General features: G+C 63.0%; 17 protein-coding genes and 1 pseudogene. 12 read left to right on the top strand and 6 right to left on the bottom strand.

The features are described 5' to 3' along the window. Positions 1–49: 49 nt before the first annotated feature. The 6 genes from HCI85_RS19250 to HCI85_RS19225 all read left to right on the top strand — a co-directional run bounded on the left by HCI85_RS19250 (position 50) and on the right by HCI85_RS19225 (position 3,690). A complete protein-coding gene (locus HCI85_RS19250; RefSeq protein ID WP_167147226.1) occupies positions 50–811 on the top strand; it encodes a hypothetical protein in 762 nt (253 codons plus the stop codon). Positions 812–887: 76 nt separating this feature from the next. After that, complete coding sequence (locus HCI85_RS19245) at positions 888–1,208, top strand: nucleotide pyrophosphohydrolase (RefSeq protein WP_167147223.1); 321 nt, start codon at positions 888–890, stop codon at positions 1,206–1,208. After that, positions 1,201–1,950: a methyltransferase gene (locus HCI85_RS19240; RefSeq protein WP_167147220.1), complete on the top strand. Its 750-nt coding sequence runs from the start codon at positions 1,201–1,203 to the stop codon at positions 1,948–1,950. Before HCI85_RS19245 ends, HCI85_RS19240 begins: the two co-directional genes overlap by 8 nt. Positions 1,951–1,979: 29 nt before the next feature. Continuing rightward, the gene (locus HCI85_RS19235; protein ID WP_167147217.1) at positions 1,980–2,573 is read left to right on the top strand and encodes a DUF4136 domain-containing protein; all 594 of its coding nucleotides are present in this window, start codon (positions 1,980–1,982) and stop codon (positions 2,571–2,573) included. 24 nt (positions 2,574–2,597) lie between these two features. Then, positions 2,598–3,161 (top strand): DUF4136 domain-containing protein, encoded by a 564-nt coding sequence (locus HCI85_RS19230; protein WP_167147214.1) that lies wholly within the window; start codon positions 2,598–2,600, stop codon positions 3,159–3,161. A gap of 40 nt (positions 3,162–3,201) precedes the next feature. Beyond that, positions 3,202–3,690: a GNAT family N-acetyltransferase gene (locus HCI85_RS19225; protein WP_167147210.1), complete on the top strand. Its 489-nt coding sequence runs from the start codon at positions 3,202–3,204 to the stop codon at positions 3,688–3,690. Between the two features lie 5 nt (positions 3,691–3,695). On the opposite strand, the gene HCI85_RS19220 is transcribed toward HCI85_RS19225, so the two are convergent. Beyond that, positions 3,696–4,595 carry a LysR family transcriptional regulator gene (locus tag HCI85_RS19220; protein ID WP_167147206.1) on the bottom strand — a complete coding sequence of 300 codons (900 nt, stop codon included), beginning with the start codon at positions 4,593–4,595 and terminating at the stop codon, positions 3,696–3,698. A 99-nt stretch (positions 4,596–4,694) separates the two neighbouring features. Between HCI85_RS19220 and HCI85_RS19215 the strand changes: the two genes are divergently transcribed. The 3 genes from HCI85_RS19215 (at position 4,695) to HCI85_RS19205 (ending at position 6,767) form a co-directional block, all read left to right on the top strand. Next, entirely contained in the window at positions 4,695–5,567 is an 873-nt protein-coding gene (locus HCI85_RS19215; RefSeq protein ID WP_167147204.1) for an MBL fold metallo-hydrolase, read from the top strand. Next, complete coding sequence (locus HCI85_RS19210) at positions 5,558–6,256, top strand: SDR family oxidoreductase (RefSeq protein ID WP_167147201.1); 699 nt, start codon at positions 5,558–5,560, stop codon at positions 6,254–6,256. The genes HCI85_RS19215 and HCI85_RS19210 overlap by 10 nt, the downstream gene beginning before the upstream one ends. Before the next feature lie 61 nt (positions 6,257–6,317). Then, positions 6,318–6,767: a DMT family transporter gene (locus tag HCI85_RS19205; protein WP_160089286.1), complete on the top strand. Its 450-nt coding sequence runs from the start codon at positions 6,318–6,320 to the stop codon at positions 6,765–6,767. On the opposite strand, the gene HCI85_RS19200 is transcribed toward HCI85_RS19205, so the two are convergent. Beyond that, the gene (locus HCI85_RS19200) at positions 6,764–7,717 is read right to left on the bottom strand and encodes an SdiA-regulated domain-containing protein (protein ID WP_167147198.1); all 954 of its coding nucleotides are present in this window, start codon (positions 7,715–7,717) and stop codon (positions 6,764–6,766) included. The two genes, HCI85_RS19205 and HCI85_RS19200, sit on opposite strands and share 4 nt — an antisense overlap. A 439-nt stretch (positions 7,718–8,156) precedes the next feature. On the opposite strand from HCI85_RS19200, the gene HCI85_RS19195 reads away from it, so the two are divergent. Further along, complete coding sequence (locus tag HCI85_RS19195; protein ID WP_167147195.1) at positions 8,157–9,644, top strand: SulP family inorganic anion transporter; 1,488 nt, start codon at positions 8,157–8,159, stop codon at positions 9,642–9,644. 146 nt (positions 9,645–9,790) lie between these two features. After that, positions 9,791–10,912 carry a GGDEF domain-containing protein gene (locus HCI85_RS19190; RefSeq protein WP_167147192.1) on the top strand — a complete coding sequence of 374 codons (1,122 nt, stop codon included), beginning with the start codon at positions 9,791–9,793 and terminating at the stop codon, positions 10,910–10,912. A 33-nt stretch (positions 10,913–10,945) separates the two neighbouring features. Here HCI85_RS19190 and HCI85_RS21395 read toward each other — a convergent pair whose 3' ends face one another. The 3 genes and pseudogenes from HCI85_RS21395 to pbpC all read right to left on the bottom strand — a co-directional run bounded on the left by HCI85_RS21395 (position 10,946) and on the right by pbpC (position 15,422). Continuing rightward, positions 10,946–11,674, bottom strand: coding sequence for a methyl-accepting chemotaxis protein (locus HCI85_RS21395; protein ID WP_428835340.1), 729 nt, complete (start codon positions 11,672–11,674; stop codon positions 10,946–10,948). A gap of 141 nt (positions 11,675–11,815) precedes the next feature. After that, positions 11,816–12,832, bottom strand: a pseudogene (locus HCI85_RS21390) (HAMP domain-containing protein); the annotation flags it as partial. A 208-nt stretch (positions 12,833–13,040) separates the two neighbouring features. Continuing rightward, positions 13,041–15,422: a peptidoglycan glycosyltransferase PbpC gene (gene pbpC / locus HCI85_RS19180; protein ID WP_167147186.1), complete on the bottom strand. Its 2,382-nt coding sequence runs from the start codon at positions 15,420–15,422 to the stop codon at positions 13,041–13,043. A 138-nt stretch (positions 15,423–15,560) separates the two neighbouring features. Here pbpC and HCI85_RS19175 point away from each other — a divergent pair, with 138 nt between their 5' ends. Then, on the top strand, positions 15,561–15,854 hold the full coding sequence (locus tag HCI85_RS19175) for a hypothetical protein (RefSeq protein ID WP_090377189.1): 294 nt from the start codon (positions 15,561–15,563) through the stop codon (positions 15,852–15,854). Positions 15,855–16,047: 193 nt separating this feature from the next. On the opposite strand, the gene HCI85_RS19170 is transcribed toward HCI85_RS19175, so the two are convergent. After that, complete coding sequence (locus HCI85_RS19170) at positions 16,048–20,970, bottom strand: alpha-2-macroglobulin family protein (protein ID WP_167147182.1); 4,923 nt, start codon at positions 20,968–20,970, stop codon at positions 16,048–16,050. Between the last annotated feature and the right edge of the window lie 78 nt (positions 20,971–21,048).

Here is a 21,048-nt window from a genome sequence, read left to right as displayed (position 1 = left end):
GGTCATGGTTGACCCGCACGGCAACTCCAATGGATCAGAGAGCCTCAGCATGAAAAACACCGCCGCACTTGCCACGTCCTTCGTCCTCGCCTGCAGCGCACTGCAGGCCCATGCCCTGGACGCGTCCGGGCAGCGCTATGTCAATCAGCTGGTGCAGGGCGGCCCGGTGTCGATTCGCGAGGCCGCGCAGAGCATCTACCACAGCGGCTATCGTGACCAGGAAACCCTCGACGTCGCCGCCGAAGTGCTGCTGCAGAAGTACCGCAGCGCCTCTGACAACACCACCTCCGACGCCCTCGCCTGGGTCTGCAAGGCCTTGGCCAGCTCGGGTAACGGCCGCTACAAGCCGGTGCTGAGCGAAGTGGTGGCCAAATCCGACAACCGCAAGCTCGACCGTCATTGCGAGAAAGCCGCTGACAGCCTTAGCGCCGGTGGCGCGCCTTACACCGCAGGCAGCGTCAACCTGGACGCCTACCGCGCCGGCCAGGGCCAAGCGGCTACTAGCACACAAACGCTGACGCCCGCTGCTGCACCAGCGACCGCCGCCCAGGGCAGCGGCTCGTTCAACGATATACGCACCGGTATGAGCATGGATGAAGTCAATGCGCTGCTCGGCGCGCCGACCGCCACCTTCTCGCACCAGACAGGCAAGGCCTGGATCCCGTTCAACTTCAAAGGCAAGGACGTCGCCCGCGTGGTGTCGCTGTACAAAGGCAAGGGGCGCATCACGTTTTCCCAGGAAAGTGTCTATGCCAACGTCTGGCGCGTGCTGGAAGTGACTAACAACCCGAACGAAAGCGGCTACCCATAACCTGCGGTATCGGTTTGCCGGCTTGAAGACCGGCCGGCAAACCCCGAAGCTATGCTCCTCTTTGCTGGAGCGCCTGATGAACCTCGCCGAACTGACCACCCGCATGCACGCCATTCGTGATCACAACGACTGGCGGCCATTCCACAGCCCGAAGAACCTGGCCATGGCGGCCAGCGTGGAAATGGCCGAGCTGGTGGAAATCTTCCAGTGGCTGACCGAAGCGCAGTCCCGCGAACTGCCAGCTGAACAACTGGCCCATGCCGGCCAGGAAATCGGCGACGTGATCCTCTACCTGGTGCTGCTGTGCGGCGAGCTGGGCCTGGATATGGAACAGGTGGTGCGCGCCAAGCTGGCCGACAACGAACGGCGCTTCCTCGGGAGCGCATCCAATGAGTGATCGTCACTTCGACGAACTGGCCACGCGCTTTGCCGAGAAGATCTATGGCGGCGCCAAGGGCGCAATTCGCCTGGCCGTACTCCAGGCTGACCTGGCCGAAGCGCTGCCCGAACGCCCACTGCGGGTGCTGGATATCGGCGCGGGCCTCGGCCATATGTCGCTGTGGCTGGCCGAGCGTGGCCATCAGGTGACGCTGACGGAACCCGCCGAGCCGATGTTGAATGGCGCCCGCGAGCGCTTTGCCGCCGCTGGACAAGACGCCACCTTTATCCAGACACCTTGGCAGGACCTGCTCGGCCAGCTTGAGCAACCCTATGACCTGGTGATCTGCCATGCGGTGCTGGAATGGTTAGCCGAGCCACACAGCATCCTGCCGGTATTGCACCAGCTGTGCGCGCCCGGCGGCTGGTTATCGCTGGCGTTCTACAACAAGGATGCGCTGATCTACCGTAACCTGCTCAAGGGCCACTTCCGCAAACTGCGCAAGGCCGAGTTCGCCGGGGAAAAACAGAGCCTGACCCCGCAGATGCCGCTTGATCCGCGCGAGCTGGCGGCGCAACTTGAGGCTAATTGGCAGGTCGAAAGCCAGAGTGGCGTGCGGGTGTTTCACGACTATATGCCGCAACCCTTCCAGGCCAAGGCCGAGCTGATTGATCTGCTGGAAATGGAGCTGGCCTACCGCCGCCACCCGAGCTTTGCCGGGCTGGGCCGTTATCTGCACTGGATCTGCCGGCCTCGCTGATTGCCCTCTCACTGGAGGCTGAACACTCAATGAAAAGACTGGGCGCATTACTGCTACTTGCGAGCCTCGCAGCCTGCCAGAGCGACAACCCGTATACCGCCGAAAGTAAGCCCCTGCCGCCTGCACCCGCACAGGCGGCCCATGAATTGGATCTCAGCGCCTATCCGGCAAAACCACGCGACTTCGGCCGCTACCGCACCTGGAGCTGGCAACGCCTGCCTGCCGGCACGGCCTGGGCCAGCTCCGAGCAGGTGCAGGAAGCCCTCAGCAATGCCCTCGACCAACGCGGCCTGCGCCCACATCGCGCCGGTAAAACCAGCGACCTCAAGGTCAGCGCCGAGCTGCGCCTGGAGCAACGCCTGCGCCAGGTCACCGAACACTACGGCAGCCAGTACGGTCACAGCCGGTATGGCAACGACTACGGCATGTGGGGCAGCGCGCCGCTGGTGCGCAGCTATACCGAAGAAGTCATGGTGGTGCGCATCGAACTGTTCGACGGCCAGGATGGCCAACCCGTCTGGAGTGCCAGCGCCGAAACCCTTAGCAGCGGCAGCCAGAGTGAACGCGCCGCCGCGCTGCGCAATGCGGTCCAACAGGCCCTGGCGGCGTATCCGCCAAACTGATTGCTGAACCCAAGGAGAGCACCCATGCGTGCATCACTGCTGTTACTGCCCCTGCTGTTGATCCTCAGCGCCTGCCAAACCGCGCAGCTGCAGCGCGACTTCGACCCTAACCGGGATTTTGCCGCCTACCGCAGCTGGAGTTGGCAGGAGCCCGCCGTGCAGTACAAACCCGATGACCCACGCCTGAAAAGCGACCTGACAGATCAGCGCATCCGCACGGCGATCAGCCAACAGCTCGATCAGCGCGGTCTGCGCCCGGCAGCGGCAAACACGCCAGGCGATCTCAAGGTGCAGGTGTGGATGATCGTCGACAATCGCCAGCAGCAGGTCAGTACCCAGCTCGGCGGGGCCTGGGGTGATCCCTGGAGCGGCGGCTTCTGGGGCGGCCCGAGTTACGTGGAAACCCGCACCCTGGACTATCAGGTCGGCACCCTGCAGATCGACCTGCTCGACGGCAAGGATGGCAAACTGGTCTGGCGCGGCAGTACTGAACAGGTGCTGCGCAATCCACATCCCAGCCCGAGCGAGCGCGAGGCCGCGATTCGCCGCAGCGTGGAGGAAGTGTTGAGTCAGTACCCGCCTCAATGAGCAGCCGCGTGCCCACCCCGCTGACCTACAAGGATGTTGCATGAGCCCAACCCCACACCTCAGCCATCGCCCCGCTGCGGCGGCTGATCTGGCCGAGATTGTCGGTTTCCCGCAGAACGCTGATGAACTGTTTTTCTGTTACCCCAAGGCCGACTGGCCGCTGAGCATCGGTCAGCTGGCCGCCGCCATGGCTGAGCGCCGCGACAGTACCGTGGTGCTGCTGGATGGCCGGTTAGCCGGCTTTGCCAACTTCTACCAATGGCACTACGACGACCACTGCGCCCTCGGCAACCTGATGGTCGCCCCCTGGGCCCGTGGCCATGGCGTGGCGCATTATCTGGTGGCGGTGATGGAGCAGCTGGCGCGCGAGCATTACCACGCCAAACGCATGCAGGTGTCGTGCTTCAATGCCAACAGCGCCGGGCTGCTGCTCTACCCCAAGCTCGGTTATGCCCTCAGCGGCGTGGTCGAACGCCGCGACCCCAAGGGCCAGCGCGTCGCGCTGATCCAGTTCAGCAAACCCCTGTAGACCGTTTACAGATCCCAGTCCGGCCGATCCGCCAACCGCTGGATCAGAAAATCCAGCAGCGCGCGCAGCGCCGGCGGCATCTGCCGGCGCGTGCCATACAGGGCGTGAATACCCAATTGCTGTGGCTCGTAGTCAGGCAGCAACTGCACCAGCGCCCCGGAACGCAAATGCGCGCCGACCGAATAGCGCGGCTGCAAACTGATGCCGATATCGGCCAGCACGGCTTCCAGCAGCACCATGGATTCATTGGCGCTGAGGTTGCCGCTGACCGCCACAGCATGCGGCTCACCAGCACGGCTGAACTCCCAGATGCTGCGGCCAAAATAGGCATAACTCAGGCAATTGTGTTGCGTCAGGTCCTCGGGCCGCTGCGGCGTGCCATGCCTGGCCAGGTACGCGGGTGTTGCGCACACCACCGAACGGCACACCGCCAGCTGGCGGGCGATCAGGTTGGGGTCGAGCTGATTGGTGATGCGCAGGGCCAGGTCGATACGCGCTTCCACCAGATTGACCGCCTGGCTGCCCACCAGCAGGTCGACGCTGACCTGCGGATACAGCCGGGTGAAGTCATCCAGCGCGTGCACCAACCAGGCCTGAGCCAGCGACTGGCTACAGGCGATGCGCAAAGTGCCGCGCGGCGCAGCCTCGTCCGTACGGCTGACGCTCTGCATGGCGTCGGCCATGGCCAGCATCTCGCGGCATTGCCCCAGCAGTTGCTCACCGGCACCGGTCAGGCTCAGCTTGCGCGTGGTGCGGTGCAGCAGGCGCGCGCCGACCCAGGTTTCCAGCTCGCCGAGGTAACGCGAGACCATCGCCCGCGACATCTCCAGCGCATCGGCAGCGGCGGTCTGGCTGCCACGCTCCACCACTTCGACAAAGACCCGCGTAGCCGTCAGGCGATCCATAATTAGCCTATTTAACGCAACAAACATGCGCAGATTACGGGGCTTTTTGATCGATTTAAAGCAACTAAGATGAGCTCATTCACTCAACAGGAGTTCCCCATGTCGCTCATCACTCACCTGCGCAGCCTGCTCACCAGCGCCAGCCTGCTGACGCTGGCCACCACCGCCCTCGCCCAACCGCTAACCCTGGACGTCTACAACCCAGGCGACAAGGCCATCTTCCCGGTAACCTCGACGCTGATCAGCGGCGAACGCGAGACCATCCTCATCGATGCGCAGTTCTCCAACCGTGAAGCGCAGGAGCTGGTCGAGCGCATCCAGGCCAGCGGCAAAACCCTGACCATCATCTTTATCAGCCACGGCGACCCGGATTTCTACTTCGGCCTGGACACCCTGACCCGCGCCTTCCCCAAGGCCAAAGTCCTGGCCACACCGCAGACCATCGCCTATATCGAGAAAAGCCGCGAACCGAAGCTGGCCTACTGGGGCCCGATCCTTAAGGACAGCGCGCCGGCCCGCACAGTGGTGCCGCAAGCGCTGCAAGGCGACCATCTGAGCCTGGAAGGCCAGCGCATCGAGCTGATCGGCCATGACCCCAAGCACACCAGCCTATGGATTCCGAGCATCAAGGCGGTGGTCGGCGGCGTGCTGACCTACGCCAACATCCACCCCTGGATTGCCGATGCACAAACCGCAGAGGCGCGTAAATCCTGGCTGAAATCCCTGGATGAACTGCAAGCGCTGCAGCCGAAAACCCTGGTACCGGGTCACTTTATGGGCCAGCCCAAGCTGAACCTGGATGACCTGCGCTTTACCCGCAACTACCTGAATGACCTGGAAGCAGCACTGCCCAAGGCCCAGAACAGCCAGGCACTGATCGAGACCATGAAAGCCAAATACCCACAGCTGCTCGACGCCAGCAGCCTGGAACTCAGCGCCAAGGTGCTCAAGGGTGAAATGCAGTGGCCGTAAGCCGCCATATCCTGATCACCGGCGCCTCACGCGGCATTGGCCTGGGTTTGACCCAGGCCTTTGTGCAGGCGGGCTGGCAGGTGCACGCCGTGATCCGCAACCTGGCGGGTAGCCATGAATTGCAGGAGCTGGCCACGCAATATGGTCAGTGCTTGCAGCTGATCGAGTGCGACCTGGAGCAACGCGAAGCGGGCCCGTTGATTGACCGCGCCCTGGGCGACCAACCACTGACCTGTGCGCTGTTCAATGCCGGCGTCTATGGCCCAGCGCATCAGGACCCGCGCCAGGCCAACAGCGCGGAGATCGGTCAGCTGTTTCTCGCCAATGCGGTCGCGCCGATCAGCCTGGCGCAACAGCTTGCCGGTCGAATCGAAACCGGCGGGGTGATGGCCTTTATCAGCTCGCAGATGGCCAGCCTGCAACTCAACCGTGCCCTCGACATGCCGCTCTACGGTGCCAGCAAAGCGGCGCTGAACAGCTTGCTGCTGAGCTGGAGCAGCCACTATGCCGAGCTGCCCTGGAGCTTGCTGGCCCTGCATCCCGGCTGGGTGCGCACGGCCATGGGCGGCGCGGATGCCCCTTTGAGTGTGGCGGACAGCGCAAGCGGTCTGTGTCAGGTGATCACCGCAGAGCTGGGTCGCCGACGCTGCACATTCCTCGATTACCAAGGCCAGGCGTTGCCCTGGTGAGGCTGACGGCGTGGGGCGCATTTGCGGCATAATCGCCCCTTGCCCACCTGGAGATATGCCCATGCCTGCCCCCATCTGGTGGTTGATGGCCCTGCCCTTCGTTGCCGGCGCCTGCCTGCCGCTGCAAGCGGGCATCAACGGTCAATTGGCCAAACAGGTGTCGAGCGTGATGGCCGCCGCGCTGGTGTCCTTTGCCGTAGGTACCCTTGCGCTGCTGATTCTGGTGCTGGCCCAGCGCGAGTTCCCCAGCCTCGGTGCGCTGAAAGGTCTGACCTGGTGGCACTGGAGCGGCGGCCTGCTGGGGGTGATGTTTATCGCCACCGCCGCCTTTGCCGGCCCCAAGGTTGGCGCCGTGCTGTTTATGGCCCTGGTGATCGCCGGGCAACTGAGCATGGCCCTGACCTTGGACCACTTCGGCTGGGCCGGCTTTCGTGAAGCGCCGATCACGGCGGGCAAAGTCGGCGGCCTGCTGCTGATCGTCGCCGGCATCTGGCTGATCAGGCGCGGTTAAGCGCCCGGCCGACTCTCGCGTTCAAAGCGGTAGAACAGGTTGGGTTCGCTGACCAGATAGAGATTGCCCTGATCATCCAGGGTCAGACCCTCGCCCTGCGGCACGCTGCCTTGCAGCCCGGCGAAGCCACTGAGCAGCGAGCGGAAGCTGATCAGCTTACCGTCCTCGGCATCCAGTTCGATCAGCACCTTGGACTCATCGCTGAGCAGGGCCAGATGCCCGGTCTGCTCGTCGTAATGCACCGATGACAAGTCCGTGGCAAACACCTTGTGATCGATCCAGGCCTGGCGATCGATTACCTGCAGGTTGAAGTCACCCTGGAAGCTGGATTTCAGGCCACGCACTTCATAGAGCTTGCGCGGTGAATGCTCCTTGACCACATACAGCCGGTCACCCGCACGGTCGTAGCCCACTCCTTCAAAGCCTTGGTTGCCGCCCAGATCAATGCCCAGAGTCAGCGCCCGGTAATCCTCGCGAAACAGAGCACCGGGTTTTTCCGGCAGCTCGACCACCACCAGCGCCTGGTCGCGCTCTTCAGCAAGCAACAAGAGGTTATCGCCCAGGTAAGTGATGCCTTCAACATCGCTGAAGCCGCTGAGCGGATAACGCGCCAACAGCTCACCCTCCTTGCTCAGCGCCAGCAGCTCCTCGGGGTTATTGACCACCGCCCAGAGCTGGTCGCGGCCTTCGTCGTAGGTCAGGCCGGACAGGTTGTTGCTCACTCCGGCAACCGGCAGCGCATCGATGCGCACCTGGTACTCGGGCAGCCACAGACTGCGGCTTTCCCATTCGGTTTCATGCCAGGAGGTCTTGATCCAGAAATACAGACGGTTATCCAGGTGCTGCACGCCTATCTGGTAAACCAGTGTCAACGCCAGCAGTAACAGCGCCCATTTCCATGGGCTTACATCAGGTAGCCGTCCTAGCACCCCTTTCGCAGCGGACATCATGAATAGTCATACTCGCGTGCTTACGGGAAACAGCAGTGTGCTGCGTGAACATGACAGCACGGCTGTGCGGGTGCCGAATGGTCGGGCCAGACGCTGGGCTGCGGGTGTAGGAGTGCACGCCTGCTAATGAGTTCAACTCGCAGGGCCTACAACCCGCGGGCTGCGACGGCCGGGAGGCATGTGTTAAGGTGAGCGCCCTTTTCGCCCGAATGGATCGAGACAGGTCGATATGACACTGGCCCAACCATCCCGCTGGCTGCCTACGCCGCCATAGCGCTTCGCCCCCTCCCTGCATAGCCCGGCCGGCTTACCCGCTGCTGTAGCTCTGCCCCTGCGCGCTGGCCGCAAGGCTGCGTTGCTATCGTTGTACCGCGCTTTTTATTAGCCCATCCGCCCTGCCCTTGCGTGCATCTGCGGACCCCAGTTTTTGGAATTGACCATGCTGCAAAGCCTGAAAAACACCTGGTTCTTTAACATCCGCGGCGATGTGCTCGCCGGTCTGGTGGTGGCACTGGCGCTGATCCCGGAAGCCATCGCCTTCTCGATCATCGCCGGGGTCGACCCCAAGGTCGGCCTGTATGCCTCCTTCTGTATCGCCGTGGTGATCGCCTTTGTCGGTGGCCGCCCAGGCATGATCAGCGCCGCCACAGGCGCCATGGCTCTGGTCATGGTCACCCTGGTGAAAAACCACGGCCTGGAATACCTGCTGGCAGCGACCCTGCTGACTGGCGTGCTGCAGATCGGCGCCGGGTACCTCAAGCTCGGCTCGCTGATGCGCTTTGTCTCGCGCTCGGTGGTCACCGGTTTCGTCAACGCCCTGGCCATCCTGATTTTCATGGCGCAGCTGCCGGAGCTGACCAACGTCACCTGGCAGGTCTACGCCATGTGCGCGGCGGGCCTGGCCATCATTTACCTGTTCCCCTATGTGCCGAAGCTCGGCAAGGTGATCCCCTCACCGCTGGTGTGCATCCTGTCGATGACTGCCGTGGCCATGTATTTCGGCCTGGATATCCGCACCGTCGGTGACATGGGCGAGCTGCCGGACACCTTGCCGATTTTCCTCTGGCCAGATGTACCGCTGACGTTTGAAACCCTGGCCATCATCTTTCCCTACGCCGCTGCACTGGCTGTGGTGGGCCTGCTGGAGTCGATGATGACCGCGACCATCATTGATGACCTGACCGACACCAACAGCGACAAGAACCGCGAATGCAAAGGCCAGGGCGTGGCCAATATCGCCTCCGGCCTGCTGGGTGGCATGGCCGGCTGCGCGATGATCGGCCAGTCAGTCATCAACGTGAAATCCGGCGGCCGTGGGCGGCTGTCGTGCCTGGTGGCCGGCGTGGTGTTGTTGCTGATGGTGGTATTCCTCAGCGACTGGGTCAGCCAGATTCCCATGGCCGCGCTGGTGGCGGTGATGATCATGGTGTCGATCGGCACCTTCAGCTGGGACTCGTTGCGCAACCTGAAGCACTACCCGCTCTCCACCAATATCGTCATGCTCGCCACCGTGGCCGTGACCGTTTACACCCACAACCTGGCCTACGGCGTGTTTGTCGGGGTGCTGCTGGCGGCCATGTTCTTCGCCAACAAGATTGGCCACTTCCTCTATATCAGCGCTGAACTCGACAGCGAGGGCCGCCAGCGTACCTACAAGGTGGTTGGGCAGGTGTTCTTCAGCTCTGCCGACAAATTCATCGCCGCCTTTGATTTCAAGGACACCGTCCGCCAGGTCACCATCGACCTGTCCCGCGCACACTTCTGGGACATCACCGCCGTTGCCGCCTTGGACAAAGTGGTGATCAAATTGCGCCGCGAAGGTATTGAGGTCCACGTTCTGGGCCTGAACGAGGCCAGCGCCACCATCGTTGATCGTTTCGGCACCCATGAAAATCCTGAAGCGATTGAGCGGGTACTCGGCCACTGAGTTCGGCGCGGCGATCATGCTGTAACCCCGTGCTGGCGCATGCCAGCTCGGCATTGGGTGTCGCCCAAGGCGCGATAGCAATGTGACAGCTTTTTCAAAAGCAAAGAGTTATGCTGCTATAACGCTGCTATTTGTGATCACAAGCCATGGCTGAAGCCCAAGTACCTCGCCAACCACACGCCTTCGCCCTCTGGCGCGAAGCGCAAGACACACGCATTCGCTCGCCACTGGGTGGCATCTATTACCTGCTGGCCTGGCTGCTCACGTGGGCGTTCAGCAATGACCCGGGCGCTCTGGTGCTACCGGGTGTCGTCGGCATCGCCCTATTTGCCCTGCTGCTGGCTCTACGCCTGCTACACCGCCTGCCTCAGGAGCAGAGCAACGATTCACTCAGCCGCTGGCTCAACCTGCATTGGAGCCTGATTCTGATCACCGCGCTGAGCTGGGGCGCTGCCCATGCCCTGGCGCAGCACCATCCGCTATTCAGCAGCTCAGCGATTATCGCCACCCTCAGCACCATCGCCTTTAGCACCGCCCTGGCCTTTAACTTCGCCATGCGCAAAAAGCGCGCGCTCCTGGCATTGCTGCTGATTTACCTGCCGGGGCTGCTCACGCTGGCACTGGCATGGCGCGAGCAGTACGCCCTTCTTATTACCCTGAGCTTTTACCTCAGCTACCTACTATTGGCGTTGAACCGCAGCCACCGCGAATACCACAACACGCTCAAGCTGGAGTTGCAGCTGCTCGACCAGCAGGAGCGCCTCGAACACCTCAGCCGCACCGACAGCCTGACCCAGCTGGGCAACCGCTATCAGTTCAACAGCCTGTTCCCGGTGATGGTGGCCAATGCCCAGCGGCAAAGTCAGCCGCTGTCACTGGTGCTGCTGGACATCGACTTCTTCAAGAGGATCAACGACGAGTACGGACATGCCTGTGGCGATAGCTGCCTGAGCGATTTTGCCGAGCGCATGCGCCAGAACTTCCGCCGCGACAGCGACGCGCTGCTGCGCCTTGGCGGCGAAGAATTCGGCATCCTGATGCCCAACACCCCGCTGGAACAGGCACGCCTGCTGGCCGAGCAGTTTCGCCTGGAACTGGAGCGTGAAGGCTTCAATGTACCGGGGGCAATCCTGCCGCTGACCACGAGCCTTGGGGTGGGCTGTTACGACATGCGCCGTGACGGCAGCGCTGAAAGCTTCTTCAAGCGCGTCGACGATGCGCTGTATCAGGCCAAGGCTGCCGGGCGTAACCGCCTGGAGCTGGCCTGAGTCCGGCGGCACAGGCGTGCCGCCGGCATACGCCTACAAACGGAAGCTGCTCATCTGCTTGGCCAGGTCATCCGCCAGACCGCGCAGGGTCTTGCAGTCCTCTTTACACACCTGCACCTCGCCGGCGGTGGCATGCGCCAAGTCGGCAATGCCCTGCACGTTGCGGTTGATCTCCTCGGTCACCGATGACTGTTCCTCGGTCGCGGTGGCCACCTGGGTGTTCATATCGCTGATGCGTTCAATCTGCTCGGTAATCGCGCTAAGCGACTGACCCGTACGCTGACTGGCTTGCACACCAGTACCGGTCGCACGTTGACCGGCATGCATGGAACTCACGGCGGTTTCCGCGCCCTGCTTGAGGCGCTGGATCATCTGCTGAATTTCATCAGTCGAACTCTGCGTGCGGCTGGCCAGAGTGCGCACTTCATCGGCTACCACAGCAAAACCACGGCCCATCTCGCCCGCGCGCGCCGCTTCGATGGCCGCGTTCAGCGCCAGCAGGTTGGTCTGCTCGGAAATCCCACGAATCACCGCCAGCACCTGATCAATCGAGGCCACCTGCTCGGCCAGCTCACTGACTGCGGCGGCGGCATTACCAATATCAGTGGACATGCTCTCGATATGCCCGATGGATTGGCGCACCTCATTGCGCGCGCCCTGCGCCTCGTCCCGCGCGCTTTGCGATGACTGCGCGGCGCTGCTGGCGTTACGGGCAATCTCCTGCACGGTCAGGCCCATCTCGTGCACCGCCGTGGCGACCATATCGGTCATTTCTTGCTGCTGGCCGGAACGCCCAGCAGTGTTGTCGACCACCTGCGCGACTTGGCTGACCGAGGCACGCAAACGCTCGCTGGTCGCCAGCACATCGCTGATCAGGCTGCGCTGACCACCGATAAAGCGGTTGAAGCCACGGGCTAGATCGCCCAGCTCATCCTCGCGGGACTCATCCAGGCGACGGGTCAGGTCGCCACCGCCGCCGCCAATTTCCACCAGTGCAGCGGTCACCTGACGGATCGGCCGCACCAGGCCACGCGCCAACAGCACCACTAGGCCGAGGAACAGCAAGGCTACACCCACCCCAATGGCGCTGGTCATCAGCAGCGCCTGACGCGCTTCGGCATAGACTTCCGCTTCCGGCACCTCACTGACCAGCAGCCAATCCAGGCTGGACAGCTTCTGTGCCACCGCCAGGTAGGTTTCACCATCACGCTCGAAACGTACTGCCTTACCACCGCCGCTCAACAGTTCATCCGCCGGCGCCTTGCCAAACAACTCGGCGAGGCGGCCACTGCCACTCAGGTCGGCCTGTGGATGCACCTTGACCTCGCCCTGGGCATCGATCAGAAACACCTGACCGCGCTCACCAAAACGAAAGTCGCGGATCATTTCCGACATGGCTTTGAGGCTGAACCCCAAGCCAGAAACACCGAGGGTTTTGCCGCCCTGCTTGATCCGCTGGTTGATAAACAGGGTCGGCAGTCGTGTGCCCTTGTCGATATCGATTTCCAGCACCTGATCACGGCTGCTGTCGACCAGCTTGTAGAACCACTGGTTTTCCGGCTGATCACGGCTGATCACCCGGGCCAGGCCCTCGCCGGTGAAGTAGTTGCCGCTTTCCAACACAGCAATCGAGGTGGTCATGGCGTTCTGCTGCGTACGCACGCCCTCCAGGTAACGCGCCACGGCGTCGCGCTGGCCTTCTTCTTCGCCAGCGGCCAGCCAGTCCTGAATAAAGGTATTGGCGGCAATCCCGGCGTTGGCGGTGATCGGTGCCGTCAGTACCCGTTCCAGGTCGTTGCGGATCGCCAGCACCCTCGCCGGCAAGGCCTCTTCCACCAGAAAGCGTTCAGTCAGGCGGTTAACCACTGCCGAGTAAACGCCCACGACGATCAAAATACTGGTGAGCAGGGCGGCGCCCATGCTGAGAATCAGCTGCCACTGAATGCTGCGCTTCCACAAACCCATGGGGATACCCTCTCGTTATTATTCGAAGAGCCAATTGAATACAATTTTGTATACAAACTCAAACGCTCGCCGATGTATAACCCTATCGACCCGCAACCCGGCGTCTTGAGCACCTTGGCACAACAGGGCGTTGATTTTTCAACGTGGCCCTTCTGGGCAACACTCACGGCAATACGCTGAAACTCAGCTTGGCGGTCTGACCACTCTCGTCGAGGACACTGAGTTGATAGCGACCGGGGCGAGAGAACAGCTGGTTCAGCGCCACGTCGGCCGTGGTTTCCGCCACCGGCTGGCCGTCGACAAACCACCAACGCCGGCCACTGCCACCCAAGGCCGAAAGACGCAAACGCAACGGTTCGGCGCTGCCGGCCGGACGGCGTAAACGGTCGCCTTCGCGCACACCGACTATCGACAGCGGCGCGGCAACGGGTACATGCCGTGGTGGGCACTGCGAATCAACCGCCGGCAGGCGCGCACTGCGCCGCTCACGGCGCGGCAGCCAGGGCTCCAGCGGCGCCGGCCACAGCGCCAGGCTCTGTGCATTGGCCCCCGGACAACTGGCATCAACCCGCAGCCCGGCGGCATTGACCCAGATGCTTTCCTGCAACCCCAAGCCCAGCGGTTGATCCTGCGCCGGCAAGGTTGGTGGTGTGGTGCCATCCAGCGTCCAGGCAAAACGCTGGCGCCGGCAGTTAGGGTCGTCACTGTCGAGCGGCTGGCCCAGTGGCCAACAAATCGCGGCTACACCGACTGAGCTCGGTTGCGGGTCAATCGGCAGGGCAATACCGCGCTGGCTGTCGCGGTTGACCAATAGATCATGCACCTGCAGCAGCAGCGGTGCAGCCGAAGCCAGGCCGAACTGCCCGGATACCGGGGTGCCGTCCGGCCGACCAATCCAGATGCCAATGAGGTAACGCGGGGCCACACCAATCGCCCAGGCATCGCGAAAACCGTAACTGGTGCCGGTCTTCCAGGCGAGGCTCGGGCGCTGCACCAGCTGCGCGCGCGGGTCACGGTCCGGTCGGGCCTGGCCGCTGAGAATACGCCGCACGATCCAGGCCGAGCCAGGCGACAGCAGGCGCCGCTCATGCAGCCCATCCTGTGGCTGCAAACGCAGACGTGCGGCCATGCCGCCACGGGCAAAGGCGCTGTAACCGCTGACCAATTCCTCCAGGCGGCTGCCGGCACCGCCGAGAATCAGCGCCAGATTAGGTTCGGCCAGCGGCGGCAGCAGCAACGGCACGCCGGCACTGCGCAACTCGCCGGCAAAACGCTTCGGCCCGTAGGCTTCCAACAGTTGCACAGCGGGTAGATTGAGCGAGGTGGCGAGGGCCTCGCTGGCGGACACCGCGCCGCTGAAACCGGCAGCAAAGTTGCCCGGGCGGTAATCGCCATAACGCCGTGGCACGTCCTGCAGCAGTGATTCGGAATGGATCAGCCCCTCGTCCAGCGCCATGCCGTAAAGAAAGGGTTTCAGGGTCGAACCCGGCGAGCGTACAGCGTTGATCATGTCGACATGGCCAAAGCGTTTGGCATCGCTGATATCCACTGAGCCCAGGTAGGCGCGCACCGCCATGCTGGGTTGCTCGACCACCAGAATCGCCGCCGAGGTGCGCTCTGGCAGCCGCGCCCGCCAGCCCAGCAGCAGGTCTTCCAGGCGGCGCTGCAAGGCGGCATCGATCGTCGTGCGAATCAGCGGTGGGCTGCCCGCCGTATTCAGCCGCCGCGCCAGCAACGGGGCCAGCCGCGGTTCCTGACGCGGCGCCAGCAGCACCGGTTCTTCCAGCGCATCGTTGATTGCCGACTGCGGCCAAATCTGAAAACCGGCCAGGCGCTTGAGCACTTTGTCGCGCGCCGCCTGCGCTCGCTCGGGGTGGCGATCGGGGCGCAAACGACTGGGCGCTTGCGGCAGCACAGCGAGCAGAGCGGCTTCGGCGCGGGTCAGCTGGCTCGGCGACTTACCCAGATAAGCCCAACTGGCCGCCGCCACCCCCTGCAGCGTGCCGCCAAACGGCGCGCGATTGAGGTAAAGGGTGAGGATTTCATCCTTGGACAGATGCCACTCCAGCTGCAGCGTGCGCCACAGCTGCTTGAGCTTGCCGCTGTAGCTGCGCGCATGCGGATCGAGCAGCCGCGCCACCTGCATCGACAGGGTGCTGCCACCGGACAATACGCGCCCACCACTGAGGTTCTGCCAGGCCGCGCGGCCCAGCGCCAACGGGTTGACCCCAGGATGCTGATAGAACCAGCGATCCTCGTAGGTCAGCAGCGCGTCCAGGTAATAGGGCGACACTTCACCGGGGCTGATCGGATAACGCCAGACGCCATCACGGTCGGCAAAACGCCACAGCGGCGCACCGTCCTCGGCCAGCACCACGCGGGCCAGGTCATCGCCTGGCAAGGGCAGCGGAAACAGCCGGTCGGCCACTAGCAGAATCAGCAGCAGACACAGCGGAAGCCCCAACCAAGGACGCCGTAGCAGCGGCCACAGACGGTTACGCCACACGCGCAGAGCCAACCAATACAACTGTTTAACGCGGGTCATGCGCTGATCCACTCCTTGCATCGCGGAGCTGTAACCACAATTAACGGCCCAACCGGCCAACAGCGCTGCCATTCTGCCAAATGACTGGCACACTGGCGCGCAGTAGCCATCAACGCAGGGTCGAGTGGAACGAGAACTATGGGTGTAGAAGGTTTTTTTGAATCCCTTGGCGAGGCAGTCGGCTCGGTGATCCGCTTTATCGTCGAGGGCTTGAGCGGCTTTTTCGGCATGCTCGGCGGCGCGGTCAGCAGCTTTATCACGGGCATGTCCAAGGCCTTGGGGGTAACGCCATCATTGCTCAGCATCGTGGTTCTGCTGGCTGGTCTCTGGTTGCTGTACCTGGCGGTACGCGCCTTTATCCGCCGCTCGATCATTGCTGGGGTGATCTGGCTGGTGCTCGGATTGTGGCTGCTGAGCGGTCTGATCAGCTAAGAACCCGTCTACGACCTGCTGCGCTTCGGCCCTGCTGCGTTAAAAGCAGGCTCGGAATGCTCATGTACAACTCGTACACTCCGCTTCCTCGCCTGCTTTTGCCTTGCATGACTCTAGCTCGCGAGATCGCAAACAGGTTCTAAGCACACCGGCTAAACAACAAGGCCCGCCAATTTGGCGGGCCTTGTGCGTTCTAGCGCTCCTTGACCACCAGACGCCCCGGCGTGGTGCCCAGGGCCTGCCAGTTCGGTCGGTACATCGACTCCACTTGCGGTGGCGGCACGCGGTAGCTTCCCGGGGTGACGGCGCGGGCCAGGTACAGCAGGTGGGTGGTGTCGTAGCCGTTTACATCCAGCGCCGCGACGTAGCGATCACCACGGAACTCCTGGTGCTTGATCGCTGCGTTCTGCATCGACTCACGCCACTCTTTCACTGCACTGCTGGCGTCATCCAGGCTGGCCGAGCTTTGCGCCAGGTTCTGGTTTTCCAACTCCAGGCCCGCTGGCAGCAGATCAACCACCAAGGCATCCGGTACGCGCTGCTGGGCCGATACGGCCAGATGCACCAGCACCAGCTCGCCGCTTTGCAGGTTGCTCAGGTCCAGTTTCTCACCGTCCATACCTAGGTATTCACGGTAGATACTGAGGTTTTCACCACCGGCAGCTGGGGCCTGACTGGGATAACCGGACAGGGTCAGCTGCTGATACAGCGGGGTATCACCCGGCTTGCTTGCCGAATTACGGATGCTCAACGGCGCAGTAAGGTCGCTGCCATCGAGTTTGAGCCCCGGCTGCGCATTGCTCAGCTCGAAAGCCAAGCTGCCGCTTTGCAGCGCGGCGCTCCAGCTCGGCTCCGGCTTGCTCAGCAGGTTGCGCCCGGCCAGGTACAGCGAGTTGCGCTCCTGGGTCGACAGCCACTGCTGCCCAGCCACTTCATCGGCCAGGTTGAACAGCCGCTCTTCGCGGCGATTGCCGGCCAGGTCGTGCTCTTCCAGCAGCGCAAGAATCAGCGCCTGATCGCGCAGCGGGCTGCCGTAGTCGGCCAGCCAGTTATTGCTGTCACGACCACGGGCCAGGCCGGCGGTCAGCAGCTCGTCGGCACGCGGCTGGTCGCCCATTTTCTGCAGGGCCACAGCCAGGTGTATCAGCGGCAAGCCGGACAGCGCATCGCTGCGCCGCTCATACAGACTGCGCAAGGCACCCAGCGGCGCCTGTTGGCTGCGCGCCAGCACGTAACCGGCGTAGGCCTGCACGGCAAAACGGCTGTGTTCGGCGTTGTCGCTGTAGTTGACCTCAATCAGGTGGCGTTCCTGCAGGTAGCGCAGCAGGCGTTCGTTGGCCTTTTTCAGCGCCTCTTCCGGTACGCCAAAGCCCTGCTCGCGGGCACGCAGGAGAAAGTCGCTGACGTAAGCGGTCAGCCAGTATTCCTCGTCGCTGTCCGCACCCCACAGGCCGAAGCTGCCGTTGTAGCGCTGCATGCTCAGCAGACGCTCGATGCCCAACTCGATGGAGCGCTTGCGCTGCTCATCCGGCTCGGCTTCTACGCCCAGGCGTTTCAGCGTGGCAGCATCGGCATACAGCGACGGGTACAGACCACTGGTGGTCTGCTCCAGGCAGCCATACGGATACGCCTTGAGAGCACGAATCTGCTCACCCAGGTTGAGCGGCGGACGACTGGAAATCACCAAGCGCGCTTCCAGACCCGCCGTTTCAAAGGCGCTCAAAGCATCCGCAGGCAGCAGCCAGGCTTCGTCTTTCAGCACCGCGCGGAAATGCTGCAGCTGCGCAGGGTAGGCCGGGCGAATGCCCAGCGTCCACTCACGGCTAAACGGCGGCAGATCCTCACCGGGCAGGGCCAGGCCGTTGACACTGACCTTGAAGCGCCCTTGCCCGTAGCCGCCCAGCGCGGTCACCGGAATGCGCAAAATGGTGCGCTGACCATCTGCCAGGGTGATCGGTGCAACCGCAGCACCCGGATTCTGCGCCAGACGCAGCTGGCCTTCGGCGCTCAGTTGCACATCCAGTTTCTGCTCGCGCCCGGACAGGTTGCTCAGGTCCAGGGCCAGGGTGGTTTCATCACCGCCAGCGAGGAAGCGCGGCGCCGACAGCTCGGCGATCAGCGGCGCAGCGACCACTGTCTTGCCTTCGCCCATGCCGTAGTGCTCATCGGTCCAGGCTTGCGCCATCAGCCGCAGTTCGCCGTTGAAGTCAGGGATATTCAGGCTGACTTCGCCTTCACCCTGCTCGTTCAATTTCAGCGGCTCACTCTGCAGCGCGACGATCAACACGCTGGTGTCCGGACGCTTGCCGCCACCGGCCAGCGCCGCGTCACCGCCGAAGGCCAGTTTGGCCACCCGGCCCTGGCCGGCTTCGATCAGTTGCCCGTAGATATCCAGATGGTCCGCGCCATAGGCCTTGCGGCCGAAGAAGTTGGCGAATGGATCGGGTGTCGCGTACTCGGTGATATTGAGGATGCCGACATCCACCGCGGCTACCAGCACCTGCGCCTGTTTCGGGATGCTGCCGTCGGCGTTGCGCGCCTGCACCTTGACCTTCAGTGGCTGATTGGGGCGCATCTTCTCCGCAGCGGTAAGGGTCAGTGCCAACTTGCGCGGCGCACGCTCCAGCGGCAGGTGCAGCAGGCCAACCGCACGTTTAGGCGTGGCATTGCTCTTGCGCTCGCCGGGACGGATCACCAGGGCGCTGACATACAGGTCATGCCGCGCCCAGTCCTTGGCAATCGGGATGTCGAAGGTCTTGCCCTCGGCCGGCACGTCGATCTCTTCCCACCACAGCGGCCCTTCACTGGACTCCACCATCAGGTAGCCCTTGCCCGCAGAAGGCGGGGTGACGGTGACCTGGGCAGTATCGCCATCGACGTACGCCGGTTTATCCAGAGCCAGCTTGACCTGATCCGGCCGCACCGCACCGCCGTCGGCGTTATCCTGCCAGCGGTAGCCGGCCCAGAAGCGCATGCTGCTGAGCATGCCAGTCTGCGCATCAATCACTTCGACGCGGTACGGGCCCCACTCCACCGGGAAGCTGATCTTGGCGGTGCCGCCAGCGCTGACCTTGAGGGTTTCTTCATTGAGGGTAAGGAATTTCTCGGTGTAGTTATGGCTCCAGCCATCGCTTTCGGAGAAGTTCCAGAAGTAGTCACGGCGCTCACGGATCAGGCGCACGCTGAGCTGATCGGCCGCCAGCTTGTTGCCCTCGGCATCGGCCACCAGCACTTCGAACTCGGCCAGGCTGTCGGCGTCGACTTCCTCGCCATCGAACAGCCCGCGCACACCCGGCAGACGCTCGGCTGGCCAGACCGGCTGGATAATCCGCCGGGTAATCGCCCGGCCGCCGGACTCCTGCAGGCTGGCTTGCAGGATCAAACGCAGCGGCGATTTGGCATCGCTCCAACGGCTTTCGATATCCAGATTTGCCTTGCCCTGCTCGTCGAGGCTGGTTTCATCCAGCTCGATGTCCTCGCTCAACTCTTCTTCGGTAACCGAACCGAACTGATAGCCCGGCAAACTCGCCACCGCTTCACGCAGCGGGCGCACATAGAGTTGCCCGCTGAGACGATTGCCAGCGGCCGGTGCGCCGTACAAGTAGCGTCCCGTCACATCGAACTGGGCATTTTCTGCCGGGCTGTAAGGCACATCGCTGCCCTTGAGTTCCAGGGCCATGCGCTCGGGCAGGAAGTCTTCCACGGAGAATTCATACAGCTGCTGGCGGCCATCGCCGAGGTCGAACAGCAGCTGCCAGCGCCCGGTCGGCGCTTCGTCGGCCAGTTGCAGCTGGTACTGATACAAACCGGCGTCATCGGCCTGCCAGACGAATTTGCGGCTGACCTGCTCATCCGGGCGACGCACTTCGACATTCACCGGCTGGGCTTTTACCGCGCGGCCATCGGCATCGCGCAGCAGGCCGTTTAGCAATACGGTTTCGCCGGGGCGATAAAGATCACGCGGGCCGAACACGAAGAACTGCAACGGATGAGCGACGGGGCCGGCGATATCAAACTCGGCCAGGTCCAATGCCGCAGTGTTCAGGCGCAGCAGGCTGGTCTGTTCGCCCTGGTGGGCCAGCAGCACTTCGGCCTTGGGCGGCAGCGGCAGTTCGCCATGGCCAGCGCCATCGGTCTTGCCTTCGGCCAGCACCTGGCCTTCGGCATCAAGGATTTCCAGGCTTACATCACCCAGGGCATCACCGCCGGCTAGGGCCTGGGTGAACACATCGATACGGTTCTGGTAGCGCCGCGCGGACAGGCCAATATCACTCAGGGTGAACAGCGTGGCCGGTTGCGAGTAGTTGTAGCTGCCGGCTTCACGCATCACCGCCAGGTACACACCGGGCTGCTTGAACGGCTCCAGGCCGGCAATCGGCAGCAGCAAGGTTTCGCGGGTGTTGCGCGCAGGGTTCAGATCGAAACGGCCGCCATAGACCAGATCGGCCATCGGCAACAGACTGCGGGCTTCCCAGTTGTCCAGATTGCTCGCGCGGCCCCAGCGGTTAAGGAAGGCCGGTAACGATTCAGGTTTGATGCGGAAGAACTCGACATTCACCTTGTCGACGTTCAGTGCGATCACCGGCAGGCCTTCAGCGAGGCGTGTGGGCAACAAGGAACCACGGCTGGCGAAGCCGACACTGGCTTGCAGGTCGCGGGTTTCCAGGCGGGTGACCTGCTCGGCAGCGAGGCTCTTGCCATTCAGCCCGAGCAGACCGGCATCCACGGTCAGCACCAGTTTGCGCTGCGGCTCCAGATGGCGCAGGCGCACCTCCATCAGATTGTCGGTCAGTTCCCAGGCGCCATCGACCTTGCCGTCTTTGCTGTCGACCAAGTGTAGACGCTCGGCGAGCTTCTGCTCGGGGTCGAGAGGCACCGAGAAGCTGATAGACAGCGTGCTGGCACCATCCAGCTGCACCTCCGAGACATCCACCACGGTCAGTTCGCGGCCCGCGTAACGCTCGGCCAGCGCCTTGCGATCAACCGCCGGCTTGGCAGCCTCGCTGCTGACAGTAGTGGTTTGGGTCGCCGTCACTTCGGCGGGCTCAGGGGTGGATGAATCACAGGCGCTGAGCAGGCTCAGGACAAGTGCCAGAAGCAGTCCATTCTTCGGCATTGCGGGGCTCCAACAAGGGTAGGTGCAGAGGCCTGACACTATAGTCGAGGCGCTCACCGACAACTAAGAACCTGTTAA

It is taken from the genome of Pseudomonas sp. OTU750018 (assembly GCF_011636575.1).
In the GTDB taxonomy this organism is placed as follows: domain Bacteria; phylum Pseudomonadota; class Gammaproteobacteria; order Pseudomonadales; family Pseudomonadaceae; genus Aquipseudomonas; species Aquipseudomonas peli.
This window is presented reverse-complemented; position numbering and strand designations above follow the sequence as displayed.

Bases quoted from the DNA above. Each gene is read 5' to 3' on its own strand.
- HCI85_RS19250 (WP_167147226.1), top strand. From the start codon at position 50: ATGAAAAACACCGCCGCACTTGCCACGTCCTTCGTCCTCGCCTGCAGC.
- HCI85_RS21395 (WP_428835340.1), bottom strand. From the start codon at position 11,674: ATGGTCGCCACGGCGGTGCACGAGATGGGCCTGACCGTGCAGGAGATT.
- HCI85_RS19175 (WP_090377189.1), top strand. From the start codon at position 15,561: ATGGGTGTAGAAGGTTTTTTTGAATCCCTTGGCGAGGCAGTCGGCTCG.
- HCI85_RS19225 (WP_167147210.1), top strand. From the start codon at position 3,202: ATGAGCCCAACCCCACACCTCAGCCATCGCCCCGCTGCGGCGGCTGAT.
- HCI85_RS19170 (WP_167147182.1), bottom strand. From the start codon at position 20,970: ATGCCGAAGAATGGACTGCTTCTGGCACTTGTCCTGAGCCTGCTCAGC.
- HCI85_RS19235 (WP_167147217.1), top strand. From the start codon at position 1,980: ATGAAAAGACTGGGCGCATTACTGCTACTTGCGAGCCTCGCAGCCTGC.
- HCI85_RS19215 (WP_167147204.1), top strand. From the start codon at position 4,695: ATGTCGCTCATCACTCACCTGCGCAGCCTGCTCACCAGCGCCAGCCTG.
- HCI85_RS19190 (WP_167147192.1), top strand. From the start codon at position 9,791: ATGGCTGAAGCCCAAGTACCTCGCCAACCACACGCCTTCGCCCTCTGG.
- HCI85_RS19245 (WP_167147223.1), top strand. From the start codon at position 888: ATGAACCTCGCCGAACTGACCACCCGCATGCACGCCATTCGTGATCAC.
- HCI85_RS19205 (WP_160089286.1), top strand. From the start codon at position 6,318: ATGCCTGCCCCCATCTGGTGGTTGATGGCCCTGCCCTTCGTTGCCGGC.
- pbpC (WP_167147186.1), bottom strand. From the start codon at position 15,422: ATGACCCGCGTTAAACAGTTGTATTGGTTGGCTCTGCGCGTGTGGCGT.
- HCI85_RS19240 (WP_167147220.1), top strand. From the start codon at position 1,201: ATGAGTGATCGTCACTTCGACGAACTGGCCACGCGCTTTGCCGAGAAG.
- HCI85_RS19200 (WP_167147198.1), bottom strand. From the start codon at position 7,717: ATGATGTCCGCTGCGAAAGGGGTGCTAGGACGGCTACCTGATGTAAGC.
- HCI85_RS19195 (WP_167147195.1), top strand. From the start codon at position 8,157: ATGCTGCAAAGCCTGAAAAACACCTGGTTCTTTAACATCCGCGGCGAT.
- HCI85_RS19230 (WP_167147214.1), top strand. From the start codon at position 2,598: ATGCGTGCATCACTGCTGTTACTGCCCCTGCTGTTGATCCTCAGCGCC.
- HCI85_RS19220 (WP_167147206.1), bottom strand. From the start codon at position 4,595: ATGGATCGCCTGACGGCTACGCGGGTCTTTGTCGAAGTGGTGGAGCGT.